Below are 13318 nucleotides of genomic sequence, written 5' to 3'. Positions count from 1 at the left end.
GAGGGCACAATGCGCGACGGCGGCCGGCACAGCTGGTTCCCGTACGCCGTCATTGCCCTTCTGCTCGCGATCCTGGCCGCCGGGACGACGAGCAACCTGATCCGGAACCCGCAGCCTCGCCTGGTCGCCGACGGCATCCCCGGCCGTACGGCGACGCACGCCGACTCGGCCCTCGGCAGCGGGAAGTACGACGACCTGGTTCGGCACGCACTGGCCGATCTGGACGGTCTCACGCTCCCCAACGGCGCGACCCTGGCCGGCTGGAACGGCCCGTGGCGGTACGTCTGGCCGCGCGACGCGTCGTTCGTCGCTGTTGCCCGGTGCGCGATCGGCCAGTACGACCAAGCGCTCGACGTACTGGCGTTTCTGGATCGCGTGCGGCCGTCGACGGGACGATGGGAAGCGCGGTACACCGAGACCGGCGGGCGGGTCGACGACGGCCGTGCGTCACAGCTGGACGGGTCCGGGTGGGTGTTGTGGGCGACGTGGTTCTGCCGGGCGGGTGACAGGTACTGGGAGATGGTCCGGGAGTCGGCCGACCAGATCGTCACCGAGCTCGCGCCGGACGGATTGCCCGCACCGTCGTCGGACTACTGGGAGCGGCGCGAGAAGACGTTGACGCTCGGCACGGTCGCCCCGCTGCTGACCGGGCTTCGCTCCGCGGTCCGGATCGCCACCGACCAGCACCACCCGGCCGAGGCGACCCGCTGGCGGGCCGCGCTCGAAACGTTGTCGGCGGCAACCGATCGGGTCTTCGGACCGAACTATCCGCGGACTCCCGCTGCGTCGACCAGCTTCGTCGAGCCGGGTGTCGAACCGGTCGGGATCGGCGGCGGCGCGGACGCGATCGTGACAGTACTCGGTCCGCCGTTCGCTCCGGCGCGTGCGATCGTCTCGACCGCGATCGACCGAGCCCACGCCGTACTCACGCAGCCCAACGGCGGCGTGACGCCCGGCGAGGATTGGCGTGCGGACGGGGTGTCGTGGACGCCGCAGACCGCATTGTTCGCGCTGAGCGCTGCGGCGCGCGGGGATCAGGCCACGGCGAACGCTCTGCTGTCCTGGCTCGATCAGCACCGGACCCGCACCGGCGCGTTGCCGGAAAAGGTGAACCGGGATCTGGAGCCGGCCGGCGAGGCACCACTCGCGTGGACCGCAGCCCTCGTCGTCCTCGCCGACACAGCTCTCCAGAACCCTTTGCCTACGCCTTGAGCGGCTTCGAGGGCGCCACCTAGCAGATCTCCATCACGTCGTGAGTCGGGGCGTCCGGCCGCGTCGTACTCGTCTTGCCCGAGTAGAAGAACGCGGTCGAGGAGATGTCGTCCTGGAGCGGCAGGTAGCGGCCGCCGGAGCGCCAGCCGAGGGCCTGGACATCGACGCGCAGCTTCTCCTTGAACCGGATCGGGTCTGGCAGGTGGAAGCGGTACATGCCGAAGCGTTGCTGGCTCTGGTACTGCCCGTCCGGGCGGATCACCTGCGGCATGCCGAGGTACGGCGTACTGAACTCGGTGTAGCCGCCCAGGTGAGGTACGTCGAAGTTCCACGCGCCGCCGAAGTAGTCCTCGGTTCCTGTGCCGCAGATGGTCGGAAACTCGTCGTCAGCGTCCAGGTAGAACTTCACCTCGCCCTCACCCCACCACCCGGTGCTGTTGACACCCCAGGCCAGGTAGGTGCCGACGTAGTGCCCCGGCCCCTCCACGTCGTCCAGCAGAGTGTGGACCGTCTTCGACTCGAGCGGATTGCTCCGCCGCCACTGCGCGTGCAGGTACGCCGATTTGTCGGGTACTGCGCCGAGCCAGTAGTCCACCTGGAAGTACACGACCACGTTCTCGTCGTGGGTGTTCTCCAGAGTGAAGGTGGCGTGCTCCTTGAACGGCATCTCCCAGTAGCAGTTGAAACCGCCGTTCGGGTTCACCGCGACTGGCAGCGAGCTGACCTGCGCGAACTTGCCCCAGCCGGAGCAGAAGAAGTCGCCGACCGGCGTCTCGATCGCCGGGGCGGTGTCGCCGTCCCAGTACCCGCGCAGCACCAGGCGGCGCCAGTGGTCGACGTGCGTGGTGAGCCAGATGTGGGTGACGCAGCCGGAGCCGGCGATATCCGCGAGCGTCGCGGTCTCCCCCGGCCCGATCTCGATCGACGGCGAGACCTTCCACCCCTGACCGAGATCCCGGGCCGCATACGCCCCGGTCCCCTCGGTCCGCCGCCCGCCCTGACCGGGCTCGCCGGTCGGGTTCTCCGCACTGATGGACCGCGACTCGACATCGGCGAGCGCACTGATACCGGTGAGATTCCCAAGAGTCATGCCCGCGACCCTAGCGGTCATCGGGCCGAGGAGAAATCGATTGCCCACGCCGTGGACTCACCCCGACTCAGCAGATCCGGACCTGGCGTCGTCTGTACTGGTGTAGGCCGGTGCTGCACCGGCCGGGAGTGGAGACGACGTGACCTTCGACGAGTGGACCAGGTCCGGGCTGGTGCCGCTGCTCCGGTTCGCCACGGTGCTGTGCGGCTCTCCCCACCTGGCCGAGGACGTGGTCCAGGACGTCGCGATCAAGGCGCAGCGCAACTGGGCACGCATCGGGGCCGCCGACAGTCCGGACGCGTACCTGCGGCGGATGACCGTCAACGAGTACCTGTCCTGGCGCCGCAAGTGGTCCCGGTACGTGCCGATCGCCGAGGTCGAGTCCGGCACCAGCCCGGACCACGCCGAGCAGACCGCCGACCATGACCAACTGCTCGGCGAACTGGCCAAGCTCCCCCGGCGGCAACGAGCCGTCCTGGTACTGCGGTACTTCGGCGGCCTCACCGACAACGAGATCGCCGAGACCATCGGCTGTACGCCGGGCACCGTGCGCGCCCACGCATCCCGGGCCCTGGCGACGCTGCGGATCGAATTCACCAGCAATCGGGTGACGGAGGACCACCACCATGCGTACTGAAGCAGACCTCCGGGACGCCTTCGACCACCTGGCCGACCAGGCACCGGACCCCACCGACATTCGCGCGGCCCTGCAACCGCGCAGCGCGCGCCGATCGCGTCGTACCGCACCGATCATCGGTACTGCGGTCGCCACCGCCTGCGCGGCGGTCGCGGCAGTCGTCGTACCGCAGGTCATCCCGCACAACGGGTCGGACCTCGCGACCCAGGACGAGCGCAACAGCGCCTGGTCGCACTGGCTCGATCTGAACCTGCCGAAGAACATCGAAGTGGTGGGTCAGAACTTCTCCGCGAACCGCCAGGACTACGAAATGTTCGACGTCACCCAGACGACCTGGGTGTCGTACTGCTGGCTCCAGCTGCACCGGAACGGCGACTTCAATCCCGCGACGATCCCGTCGGGCAGTCCGACGATCGACATCGGCGGCCACCAGGCACGAGTGGTCACGTCGACCGCCGGGAAACCGTTCATGCCAGGTCCGCCGGCGTACCGCTTCTCCTTGGCGGCAAGGCCGGACAAGACCTTGGCCTGGCAGCCGGTCGCCGGCCTGTGGGCGCTCTTCACCTGCGAGTCGCAACGCCACGACACGACCGATGCCCCACTGGCGGCCGACCTCGGCCTGGCCACCAGGCTGGCCAAGTCGTTCTCCCCGCGGACCAGTCGGCTCGGCTCACCGATCAAGCTCGGCGACCTGCCGGGAGGCCTGTCGGCACGCCAGGTCAAGGACAGCCCAGCCGTGCCCGGGGTCGCGGGAGCCGGCGAGGAGTTCGCCCTCCTGATGAGCGACGGCAACCCGGCCACCGGTTACGTGGCGCCGGCGCGCAAGCCGACCGGGCTCGTGTCGGGCAACGCCTGGGACCCGGTGAATGGTGACGACCTGTCGATCCGGTACGACACGAGTAGGTTCTGGAACCAGATGACCACGATCCGGGGCGGCAGGGCGGACGTCGTCATCCACGGGATGAAGGCCTACTACACCCCGGCGAACATCGTGTACTCGAAGAGAGATCCGTCGAAGGTCAGCCTGTCGGGACCCGTGAACACGCTTCGCCTCGAAGCGAAGGGCGTGGCACTCGTGATCACCAGCTACTCCGCGAAGCCGTCGATGGAGGTGCTTCGACGGGTTGCCGAGTCCGTGGACCTGACGAGGAGCCCGAAGAACCCCGACGCCTGGTTCGACGCGGCGACCGCTCTTCCGTGACACAGTATATGCCTGGTGGGTTATATTAAGGGCATGGACAGTCGGCGTGGGACGGTGTTCGGGACCGAGGCCGGGCGGGTGGCGATCAGGTTCGTGCGGTTGCTGCCGCATCCGCCGGAGAAGGTGTGGCGGGCGATCACGAATCCTGGTCAGTTGTCCGCCTGGTTCCCGGCCGTCGTGGACCTGGACGTGCCGGCTGGGGGTGCGCTGTTCTTCGGGGTGACCGATGAGCAGCGTCGGCGGTACGGGATGAGCGAAGGCTCGAGCGGCCGGATGCTGCGGAACGAGCCGCCGTCGGTGCTCGAGTACGAATGGGCCGGTGAGATCCTGACCTGGGAGATCACCGGTACGGCGGACGGCAGCCGCCTGGTCTTCACCAACGTGCTGTCCGACGCGTCGGGCGCCCGTCCTGCGGCTGCCGGCTGGGAAGCAGGGCTGGAGGTTGTCGAGGCTCAGCTCGACGACCGGAGTGTGACCTGGGATCCGCTGGACCGGGCCGAGGAACTGGTCGCCGCCTACGAGTAGGTCAGCAGGGGCGGACTTTGGCGGTGGTGCCCGTGAAGGACACACAGGCCCACGGGCGGCCTTGGTCGCGCTTGGCGCGGACGATGACCGGGAAGGCGTCCGCGCCGTGCACCTGCGGGCTCTTCTCGGTGGGGAAGGAGCCGATGGCGCCGCCGCGCGCCTCGGCCGCGGTCTTCACGTTCGCGACCGTGACGCTGCGGCTGGATGCCTTCTCGGCCGCGTTCTTGGCGTCGGTCGCGACCTGCAGCGCGAACTTGATCTCCGGCGGCTTCGACCAGGTCGTCTGCGACACCGGAATGATCAGGCCGAACATCGCCAGCCCGATCGCCGTGATGATCTGCCGCAGCCGCCGGGTCTGATCGGTCAGCAGCAGCGCCGCGCAGCAGATCGCGAGGGAGACCGTCAGCCCGCGCAGGATCCAGTGCCGGTCGAGCCGGCTGTCCACCGCTAGCCCGGCCCCGACGGCGATCACCAGGCAGAGCACGGCCGCACCGAGCGCCCGGGCCCGTGGAGACAGAGATTGCATGCCGGAGACGATAGACGTTCACCGTTCGTCGCACGCTAGCGGCCGTTGGGCGCGAGGCGCGCCGGTCAGGATCGTGCCGCGCTGACGGTCCTGGCAGATTCGGAGAGGTCCCACCGCCCCCTAGGGATTGGATCCGGATCATGACCGAGAACCCTGGATCGTGGAGCATCTCGCGGCGTCGCGCGCTGCAGCTCAGCGGCGGAGTCGCCGCAGCCGGCGCCGTACAACTGCCGAGCGCGCCTGCTCGAGCCGCCGGGAATCAGGCAGTACTCCGGGAAGGCACCAACTTCATGGTGTCGGTGTCGCCGGATGGGAAGTGGCTGGCGTTCGACCTGGTGACGGCGATCTGGGTGACGCCGGCCACGGGCGGAACCTCGCGCCGGCTCACCGATGACCTGCAGGACGCGACCCGGCCGCGCTGGTCGCCGGACGGGAAGTCCATCGTGTTCCAGTCCTATCGGGACGGGAACTTCCACCTGTGGACGATCCGGCCGGACGGCAGCGGACTGCGGCAGTTGACGAGCGGACGGTACGACGACCGCGAGCCGCACGTCACGCCTGACGGCCGATCGATCGTGTTCTCGTCGGACCGCGGCGGCAGCTACGGGATTCATCGCCTGGATCTCGCCACCGGCACGATCGTGGCGCTCACCGACGAGGCAAGCGAGGAAGCCGAGCCGGCGGTGTCCCCGGATGGTACGAAGGTCGCCTTCACCGTCGACACCAGCTCGATCGTCGAACTCGACCTCAGGACAGGCGCTCGTACGACACTTGTCGCCGCGCAGACCGGGATCAGTTTGTTCGGGCCTTCGTACTCGCCGGACGGGAAGCTCGCGTACGTGCGGCTGACCGGTCCGACGTGCGATCTCGTTGTGGATGGCAAACAAGTGACGACCGGTGAGGATGTGTTCGCGCTGCCACCGTCCTGGACGTCCGCGGGCCTCTTCTACACCGGGGACGGCACGGTCCATCGCTACCAGCGTGGTGTCGTACCGTTCGAGGCGACGGTCCCGGTGACCTCGAAGCGGCCGCGGCCGAAGGCACCCGATCTCGAGTCTTCCGCCAAGCACGCGGTCCGTGGGATTGCGAGTCCGACCGTGTCGCCGGACGGGAACTGGATCGCGTTCCGCGCGTTGAACGCGCTCTGGTTGACGGGGTCTGGTGAACCGCCGCGCAAACTGGTTGCTGACGGCTACTTCAACTCGGATCCGGACTTCTCGCCGGATGGCAAGAAGTTGCTGTATGCAAGCGATCGCGACGGTACCGCTGATCTCTGGCTGCATGAGCTGGCTTCCGGCGTGGACACCAAACTGTCCGGCCTGCCGGGCGCCCAGACGGCCCCACGCTTCTCTCCCGATGGACAGCGGATCGCCTACCAGGACCAGGACGGGATCGCCTGGGTGCTCTCCCTCGCGTCCGGTGAGGTTCGTCAGGTCACGCCGACGCTCTTCCAGCCCGGCCGGGTCAGCTGGTCGCGCGACGGTCGTACCCTCGTCCTGGCTGCGGTGAAGCCGTTCTCCAAACGATTCCGCGAGGGCACGAGCCAACTTCTGTACGTCGATGTCGAGACCGGCGCGCTCGAGTACGTCGAACCGATGCCCTTCCGCTCGCTCGCCACCCGCGGCGACGACGGCCCGGTCTTCTCCCCCGACGGCAAGCACCTCGTCTTCGTCGTCGAGAGCCTGCTGTACGTCGTACCGATCGACGCCCGCGGCCGGTTCACCGGCTCGCCACGTGCGATCACGAGCGAGGTCACGGACTCGCCGGTCTGGCAGGACGCTCAAACGCTGCTGTACCTGTCGAACGGGAAGTTGCGCAGGACAACGATCGACGGTGGCCGGCCGGAGACGATCCGGATCGATCTGTCCTACCGTCGGGCGACGATCAACCAGCACGTCACGATCCACGCCGGGGCGCTCTGGGACGGCCGGTCGACCTCGCTGCGGCGCGACGTCGACGTCGTACTGGACGGGTCGCGGATCGCCGCCCTACGTCCGCATCACGGCCGGGCCGACGTCGATGCGTCGAAGCTCACCGTGATGCCGGGACTCGTTGATGCGCACAACCATTGGCATCTGCGCGGGCGGGCGTGGGGTGCGCGGCAGGGGAACCTGTGGCTCGCGTACGGCATCACGTCGACGCGATCGCCGGGCGACCCGGCGTACCAGATGCAGGAGACGCGCGAGGCACTCGTGAGTGGGGCGTTGCGCGGGCCGCGGTACTTCGCGACAGGCGAGGCGATCGACGGGTCGCGGGTGTACTACAACTTCATGCGGCCGACCTTGTCGCTGCGGCAGCTCGGGCTGGAGCTCGACCGGGTCGAGGGGCTCGCGTACGACTTGGTGAAGACCTATGTGCGGTTGCCGATCGAGTACCAGCGGCGGGCGATCGCGCTCGTGCATCGGCTCGGGTTGCAGTTGTCGTCGCACTACCTCTACCCGGCCGAGCACCTCGGGATGGACGGGATGGAGCACACCGGGGCGACCAACCGCCTCGGGTACTCGCACACGGTCAGTCGGCTCGGGCGCGCGTACGCCGATGTGGTCACGCTGTTCACACGGGCCGGGCTGTCCGTCACGCCGACGTTGTTCAACTCGACGATGGCCCATGTCGACGATCCGTCGCTCCTGACGGATCGGCGTACGACGACCCTGTATCCGTCGTGGGAGTACGACGCGTTGATGGCCGAGGTGAACACTGCTCGTGGACCTGCCGGCGTCACGACTCGCGAGCTGCTGCGGGGCAACGTCGACATGGTGCTGCGGATCCATCGCGGCGGCGGGCTGGTGATCTCCGGGACGGATACGCCGTTGGACAACATGGCGGTCTCGCTGCACGCCAATCTGCGATCGATGGTGGCCGGCGGGTTCACGCCGTACGAAGCTCTGACCACGGCGACGCGCAATCCGGCGCGCTGGCTTCGTCTGGAGGACAAACTCGGCGTCGTGAAACCGGGAGCCCAGGCCGATCTGTCGTTCGTGGTCGGGGATCCGCTCGCGGACATCCGCGCCGCGGCCGCCGTTTCACAGGTCGTTGTCGCTGGCAACCTCTACACGGTTGACGAGTTGCTGGCGCCTTACCAGGTCGGCAACCGGATCGAGCCTGCGGTCCGGGTAGTCAACGCCCCGCAACCTTTGACCCGCGAGCAGGCGCACGCCCACGACGACACCTACTGGTGGCACGAGCCCGAGTGGCTTCATCGCGCCTGTTGTGAAGGCTAGAACGCGGTGGTGAGCTCCTGGGTCTGACCGGTGGCGGCGGCGCGGTACGCGGACTCGATGATGTCGATGACGTGGCGGGCGTGTTCGGCGGTGACGATGGAGGGCGTGCCGTCGCGGACCCAGTCGACGAGCTGCATGACGTCCTCGTACACGTGCTGCTCCTCGATGTCGCGGTGGGCGCCGGTGACGTGCGGGAGGAGCGCCTGGTTGCCCGGTCCGCGCGGCGCGAGCTCGGCGGGGTCGCGGTTGGGGAAGTCGAACGGTTCGCCGTTGAGCAGCAGGCCGTCGATTGTTCCTGCTGTGCCGTAGTACGCGCCGCCGAAACCGCCGCGGATCGGGCCCGCGGCGGTGCCCGTCGCGACGCAGTACACGTTGTCGCCGAAGTCGATCAGCACGATGGTGTTGTCGTCGGCATCGGTCTGTACGTCGACGCCTCCGCTGTTGCGAACAGGGATCCGTACGCCGGACATTGCGGTCACGCGCTTCGCCGTACCGAGGATGCCGGTGACGGTGTGCAGCGCGTAGACGGTCATGTCATACATCGGCCCGCCGCCGGGTTTGCGGAAGTACCACGAGGGGTCGATATTGCTCAGTACGTCGTTGCCGCCGCGGACGGACTCGTTCTCGTGGTACGTGCCGAACGACGCCCCGCAGCTCACCCACGACAACGTGCCGATCGCACCCTCGGCGATGAGCTCACGCGTCCGGACGTGGTGCGGGCGCAGCATCTCCCCCGGCGAGGCAACGATCCGCAGGTCGTTGGCGGCCGCGAGCTCGATCAACTCGGTGGCCTCGGCAACGGTCAGCGTCATGGTCTTGTTGAAGTGCACGTGCTTGCCGGCCAGCAGCGCGAGCTTCCCCTGCTCGTAGTGCAACCCGATCGGCGAAGCAATCGTGACCGCGTCCACATCACCCCGAGCCAACAGCTCCTCGTACTCCGTGAACCCCTGCTCCACTCCGAACTTCTGCGCCGCGGCCTCCGCCCGCCCGGGCACGGGATCGCACACGGCCGCGAGCGTCACCCGTCCCGCCAGATCGGGTTGGGACAAATGCGGCAGGATCCCCCGCACCGAGATGCTGCCCGCCCCGACCACACCCATCCGCACCGAGTCCGCCATACGAGCAATCCTATGAACGAATGCCGCGCTGTGCGCCGGCCCGGTGAGTCCGGCACTCAGCGACCGGAGCGGCTTGAGCGCCTGCACACTCCGGTCGGATAGGTTTCGGCGACATGAGCGATGTCGAGCATGTTGTTCTCATCCACGGGACCTGGGGTCGTGGGAGTCACTTCCATGAGGCCCGCGCCGCGTTCGAAGAGCGTGGGTTCGTGGTTCATACGCCGACACTGCGCCACCACGAACTGCCCCTCGAGGAAGGCGCGGCGCAGATCGCGGGGCTGAGCCTGACCGACTACGTCGACGATCTGGTCGAGGTGTGTGAGTCGCTCGACTCGCCTCCGCTGATCCTCGGGCATTCGTTGGGTGGGTTGCTGGCGCAACTCGTCGCGGCCCGGACCAAGCACGCCGGCCTGATCGGCGTCTGCCCAGCTCCGGCGGCCGGGATCTTCGCTATGTACCCGTCGATGAGCCGCCTGTTCCTGAGCCATTACCTCCAGGCACGCCCATGGACCAAGCCGCTCCGTCCGACCTGGGAGAAGTTCCACGTCGGCGGCCGGATCACCCAGACGGAGGAGGACTCCCGCGCGCTCTTCGCCGACCTCGTCTGCGAATCGGGCCGCGCGTACTGCGAGATGGCCTTCCCCCAACTCGACCGTCGCAAGGCGTCCCGCGTCGACTACTCCGCGATCGACGGCCCGGTCCTGATCTTCGGCGGCGCCCAGGACCGCACCGTCGTATCCGCAGTGTGCCGCGCCACGGCCGCGAAGTACCGGAACGCCACCTACCAGGAACTCCTCGACGCCGATCACATGATCCTGTTCGGCGAGATCCTCCACACCACGATGACCCACATCGACGACTGGCTCGAGACCAACAAGCTGACCTCGTCGAGCCAGGGCTAGAGCGGGTCGGAGACGGCGAGTGGTGGGCCGCCGAACTCGACCCAGTTGGCTCGGCCGATTTCGGCGAGCTCTTCGGGGTCAATCGGGTGTGACATCTTGCCGGCCTGCTCGAAGAACCGCTCGACCCCTGACGGCGTGGTGATGATCAGCAGCCGTCCCACCGTGTCGCCGATGTTCTGGAAAGCATGCGGCACGCCACGTGGGCCGAAGGCCATGCCGCCGGTCGTGGCTCGCAGCATCTGGTCGCCGGCCTTGAACCGGAAGTCACCGTCGAGGACGTACCACACCTCGTCCTCACGCAGGTGCGTATGTGCCGCAGGCCCGTCGTACGCCGGTATCTCCAGCTCCAGCACCGTCAGCGAACCATTGGTCTGCAGCGTGTCCGCCATGATCACAACCGACCCCTTGGTCGGAGTCGTGAGCCTCACCGCGTCGCTTGCGTGCACCGCAAAGGGCTTCATCGCATCTCCCCTCCCCCTATGCGTTCCAGTAGGCCACTCTTCGGCGGTCGTGGACAAGGACTTCAGGCTCGGAGGTTGATACCCAGCGCTTCGAATCGGGCCGCGAGGTCAACGACCCAGGCCTGCGGGGTGCGGCCATCCGGCAGCGGTACGCCGCCCTCGCTCCGCCACAACGCGTCCGCGAGCGCCGTACGGAGATGCCACGCCATCGCCCGCTCGACCGACAACTCCCGGCCGGTGAGCTGCGCGTAGTGGCGGATGGTGGCCGTCAGCAACTCGACGCCCGGACCGGTTCCGGGAAACGCCCGCAGGTCGTACTCCGCATCAGCGAGACCCGCCGTCTCGAAATCCACGACCACACGGAGCTTTCCTTGGTCCCACACCTGATTCCCGCCATGCAGGTCGCCATGCACCAGCACCTGCGGCCCCGGCGTCCGCAGTACGTCGTCCGCCCAGTCGCACCAGCTGATGACATCGGCGCGCTGGTCCGGACGAGCCCACCTAGGGAACTGCTCCCGCAGTACGTCGGTCGTGGCCGGCTGCAACGACGCAGCCGGATAGTCATGTCCTGGTTGGTTGTGCAACTCGCGGAGGAACTCAGCGAGCTGGCGTCCAACCTGGTCCCGGTCAAGCGAGTCCACGACGTCGAACAACGCCTCACCCGGCACCAGTCTCGTCACCAGCAACACCGGATCGGTGCTACTAGCAACTACTTCCGGCAGAAACGGAACCGCTGGCCTCAACGCTGCCAGAACAGCGATCTCATGCGCCAGCCTCAACGCCGCGGGCTGCGACCACGCAAACTTCACGACGTACTGCTCGCCGACCACCGCACTGGCCGACCACCACATCGGGTCGTCCTCCAACGACTCCCGGACCACCACCGCGTGCCCGCCGAGCCCAACCTCCCCCAACGCCTCCGCAACCGCCTCCGCCGACCCATCCTCCAGCCATCTCACCCCACCGAGCCTATCCACCAAGCCATACTGATCCCACGACCTTCGGAGGCGCTCCAATGACCGATCCAGACGACACCCGCCTGCCCAGCTTGACGGTCCAGCACACCTTCCTGTTCGAGGAGCTGTTGGCTCTGCTGATCGGAACGCTCGACATCGACTCCTCAACGAACTGCCTCGTGGTCCGCACCCCCTCCGCCGAACGACCGTTCGACGTCGCCTGGCCCCTCGGCTCAACCATTGCGATCCGCGACGGCATACCCGCCCTCATCGACGCAACCGGCCAAACGGTCGCCCATGTGGGCGACGAGGTATCCGTCGGCGGGGGCTGGATATCCACAACCACCGCAGGCGTCACCTCTTGCACAGGCCAAGACCACGTCTGGGTGGGCCACCACCCACGACGCATTTAGACCTTCGGAGGCGCGCTGATGACTGAGTCGCAGGACGACGCTCGACTGCCTGGGTTGACGGTCCAGCGCACGGTTTCGTACTGGCATATGCAGGCCCAACTGACGGGAACCCTCGACGTCGACCCTGCGACGAACTGTCTCGTACTCCGCACCCCGTTCGGCCACATAGACGAACTGGGCGGCATCACCTTCATCGACACCCTGATCGATGTCGCCTGGCCGTTCGGCTGGACCGTCGCAGTTCACGACAACAGGACCGCCCTGATCGACGCAACCGGCCAAACCGCCGCACATCTAGGTGACGAGATAATTCTCGGAGGAGGCTCCGTCGCCACAACCGACGCCGACGTCACGTCCTCCTGCACCGGCCAAGACAGCGTCTTCGTGGCCTCGGAACTCTCCCACCCCTAGCCCAGGCCGGGAGCGCCGTCTGGCCAGGCGGCTATGCAGACTTTGTTTCCGGCGCGGTCGGCGAGGATCCAGGCGCCGGGTGCGGTGGAATCGTCGACGATTCGGCCGCCGGCAGCCAGGGCCGCGGCCAAACGGTTCTCGGCTTCTTCGCGGGCGACTGACACGTCGACATGCATCGCGTGCCGGAGCGACTTGTTCGGGTCCAGGTCCTGCATCCAGACGGTCGATCCGTGGCCGAGTGGGTCAACGGCGTTGTCGTAGTCCAGTTCGTCGTACCCAAGCACCGCCCGCCAGAACCCGACGTCGATCGCATCCGGCTGAGCCGCCACAGCAAACGAAACCTCCTGCGCCAGACTCCGATCAGCCTGCGCGCCGTGCGCTCGAGCTACCGCCGAAACCGCCCGAGCCACCTCGGCGTGCCGTTCCTCCAGCCGAAAGACACCACGCGTCAACCGCACAGTGAGCTGGCGATCGGTCAAGGTCAGAATCACGTCCGCCTCGGCAACCTGAGCCACCGCCTCAGCCAACCGCGCCGCCTCAACCAGCGACGCCACCGGGAAGACCGCCACCGCGCCGCCGTGCAGCACCACCCAGTCGCCCCCACCCTCCGCAGCCAGAAACCGCTGCCACCCCTGCTCGCTCAAG

At 67.7% G+C, this 13318-nt stretch carries 14 protein-coding genes; 8 read left to right on the top strand and 6 right to left on the bottom strand.

Annotation, left to right across the window (positions count from 1 at the left end; genetic code table 11):
- Positions 1-9: 9 nt before the first annotated feature.
- Positions 10-1212: a glucoamylase gene (locus AB0J62_RS10995; RefSeq protein ID WP_363867317.1), complete on the top strand. Its 1203-nt coding sequence runs from the start codon at positions 10-12 to the stop codon at positions 1210-1212.
- A gap of 19 nt (positions 1213-1231) precedes the next feature.
- On the opposite strand, the gene AB0J62_RS10990 is transcribed toward AB0J62_RS10995, so the two are convergent.
- Positions 1232-2302, bottom strand: coding sequence for a glycoside hydrolase family 172 protein (locus AB0J62_RS10990; protein WP_363867314.1), 1071 nt, complete (start codon positions 2300-2302; stop codon positions 1232-1234).
- A gap of 139 nt (positions 2303-2441) precedes the next feature.
- Between AB0J62_RS10990 and AB0J62_RS10985 the strand changes: the two genes are divergently transcribed.
- From AB0J62_RS10985 to AB0J62_RS10975, 3 genes are read left to right on the top strand one after another with little or no spacing between them, the layout of a single operon-like run.
- Entirely contained in the window at positions 2442-2939 is a 498-nt protein-coding gene (locus tag AB0J62_RS10985; RefSeq protein ID WP_363867311.1) for a SigE family RNA polymerase sigma factor, read from the top strand.
- Entirely contained in the window at positions 2929-4140 is a 1212-nt protein-coding gene (locus AB0J62_RS10980) for a hypothetical protein (protein ID WP_363867308.1), read from the top strand. The genes AB0J62_RS10985 and AB0J62_RS10980 overlap by 11 nt, the downstream gene beginning before the upstream one ends.
- Positions 4141-4173: 33 nt before the next feature.
- Entirely contained in the window at positions 4174-4665 is a 492-nt protein-coding gene (locus AB0J62_RS10975) for an SRPBCC domain-containing protein (protein WP_363867305.1), read from the top strand.
- Position 4666: 1 nt separating this feature from the next.
- On the opposite strand, the gene AB0J62_RS10970 is transcribed toward AB0J62_RS10975, so the two are convergent.
- The gene (locus tag AB0J62_RS10970; RefSeq protein WP_363867302.1) at positions 4667-5191 is read right to left on the bottom strand and encodes a hypothetical protein; all 525 of its coding nucleotides are present in this window, start codon (positions 5189-5191) and stop codon (positions 4667-4669) included.
- Positions 5192-5331: 140 nt separating this feature from the next.
- On the opposite strand from AB0J62_RS10970, the gene AB0J62_RS10965 reads away from it, so the two are divergent.
- Positions 5332-8412, top strand: a complete 3081-nt coding sequence (locus AB0J62_RS10965) for a DPP IV N-terminal domain-containing protein (protein ID WP_363867300.1) — start codon at positions 5332-5334, stop codon at positions 8410-8412.
- Here the strand turns inward: AB0J62_RS10965 and AB0J62_RS10960 are convergent.
- Positions 8409-9530 (bottom strand): Gfo/Idh/MocA family oxidoreductase, encoded by a 1122-nt coding sequence (locus AB0J62_RS10960; protein ID WP_363867297.1) that lies wholly within the window; start codon positions 9528-9530, stop codon positions 8409-8411. The two genes, AB0J62_RS10965 and AB0J62_RS10960, sit on opposite strands and share 4 nt — an antisense overlap.
- 113 nt (positions 9531-9643) lie before the next feature.
- Here AB0J62_RS10960 and AB0J62_RS10955 point away from each other — a divergent pair, with 113 nt between their 5' ends.
- Positions 9644-10432: an alpha/beta fold hydrolase gene (locus tag AB0J62_RS10955; RefSeq protein WP_363867294.1), complete on the top strand. Its 789-nt coding sequence runs from the start codon at positions 9644-9646 to the stop codon at positions 10430-10432.
- On the opposite strand, the gene AB0J62_RS10950 is transcribed toward AB0J62_RS10955, so the two are convergent.
- Together AB0J62_RS10950 and AB0J62_RS10945 are read right to left on the bottom strand one after the other, a co-directional pair.
- On the bottom strand, positions 10429-10893 hold the full coding sequence (locus AB0J62_RS10950) for a cupin domain-containing protein (protein WP_363867291.1): 465 nt from the start codon (positions 10891-10893) through the stop codon (positions 10429-10431). The genes AB0J62_RS10955 and AB0J62_RS10950 overlap by 4 nt on opposite strands.
- A gap of 62 nt (positions 10894-10955) precedes the next feature.
- Positions 10956-11852 carry an aminoglycoside phosphotransferase family protein gene (locus AB0J62_RS10945; protein WP_363867288.1) on the bottom strand — a complete coding sequence of 299 codons (897 nt, stop codon included), beginning with the start codon at positions 11850-11852 and terminating at the stop codon, positions 10956-10958.
- A 56-nt stretch (positions 11853-11908) separates the two neighbouring features.
- On the opposite strand from AB0J62_RS10945, the gene AB0J62_RS10940 reads away from it, so the two are divergent.
- Together AB0J62_RS10940 and AB0J62_RS10935 are read left to right on the top strand one after the other, a co-directional pair.
- Positions 11909-12262, top strand: a complete 354-nt coding sequence (locus AB0J62_RS10940) for a hypothetical protein (protein ID WP_363867285.1) — start codon at positions 11909-11911, stop codon at positions 12260-12262.
- 18 nt (positions 12263-12280) lie between these two features.
- The gene (locus tag AB0J62_RS10935; RefSeq protein ID WP_363867282.1) at positions 12281-12673 is read left to right on the top strand and encodes a hypothetical protein; all 393 of its coding nucleotides are present in this window, start codon (positions 12281-12283) and stop codon (positions 12671-12673) included.
- On the opposite strand, the gene AB0J62_RS10930 is transcribed toward AB0J62_RS10935, so the two are convergent.
- A complete protein-coding gene (locus tag AB0J62_RS10930; protein WP_363867279.1) occupies positions 12670-13317 on the bottom strand; it encodes a VOC family protein in 648 nt (215 codons plus the stop codon). The genes AB0J62_RS10935 and AB0J62_RS10930 overlap by 4 nt on opposite strands.
- Between the last annotated feature and the right edge of the window lies 1 nt (position 13318).

The organism is Kribbella sp. NPDC049584 (assembly GCF_040675555.1).
Classification (GTDB): Bacteria; Actinomycetota; Actinomycetes; order Propionibacteriales; family Kribbellaceae; genus Kribbella.
The sequence above is the reverse complement of the archived record's forward strand: the minus strand, read 5'-3'. Positions and strand labels throughout refer to the sequence as shown.

Coding starts and splice junctions, on each gene's coding strand:
- AB0J62_RS10995 (WP_363867317.1), top strand. CDS start 10: ATGCGCGACGGCGGCCGGCACAGCTGGTTCCCGTACGCCGTCATTGCC.
- AB0J62_RS10955 (WP_363867294.1), top strand. CDS start 9,644: ATGAGCGATGTCGAGCATGTTGTTCTCATCCACGGGACCTGGGGTCGT.
- AB0J62_RS10935 (WP_363867282.1), top strand. CDS start 12,281: ATGACTGAGTCGCAGGACGACGCTCGACTGCCTGGGTTGACGGTCCAG.
- AB0J62_RS10970 (WP_363867302.1), bottom strand. CDS start 5,191: ATGCAATCTCTGTCTCCACGGGCCCGGGCGCTCGGTGCGGCCGTGCTC.
- AB0J62_RS10980 (WP_363867308.1), top strand. CDS start 2,929: ATGCGTACTGAAGCAGACCTCCGGGACGCCTTCGACCACCTGGCCGAC.
- AB0J62_RS10960 (WP_363867297.1), bottom strand. CDS start 9,530: ATGGCGGACTCGGTGCGGATGGGTGTGGTCGGGGCGGGCAGCATCTCG.
- AB0J62_RS10950 (WP_363867291.1), bottom strand. CDS start 10,893: ATGAAGCCCTTTGCGGTGCACGCAAGCGACGCGGTGAGGCTCACGACT.
- AB0J62_RS10975 (WP_363867305.1), top strand. CDS start 4,174: ATGGACAGTCGGCGTGGGACGGTGTTCGGGACCGAGGCCGGGCGGGTG.
- AB0J62_RS10940 (WP_363867285.1), top strand. CDS start 11,909: ATGACCGATCCAGACGACACCCGCCTGCCCAGCTTGACGGTCCAGCAC.
- AB0J62_RS10990 (WP_363867314.1), bottom strand. CDS start 2,302: ATGACTCTTGGGAATCTCACCGGTATCAGTGCGCTCGCCGATGTCGAG.
- AB0J62_RS10965 (WP_363867300.1), top strand. CDS start 5,332: ATGACCGAGAACCCTGGATCGTGGAGCATCTCGCGGCGTCGCGCGCTG.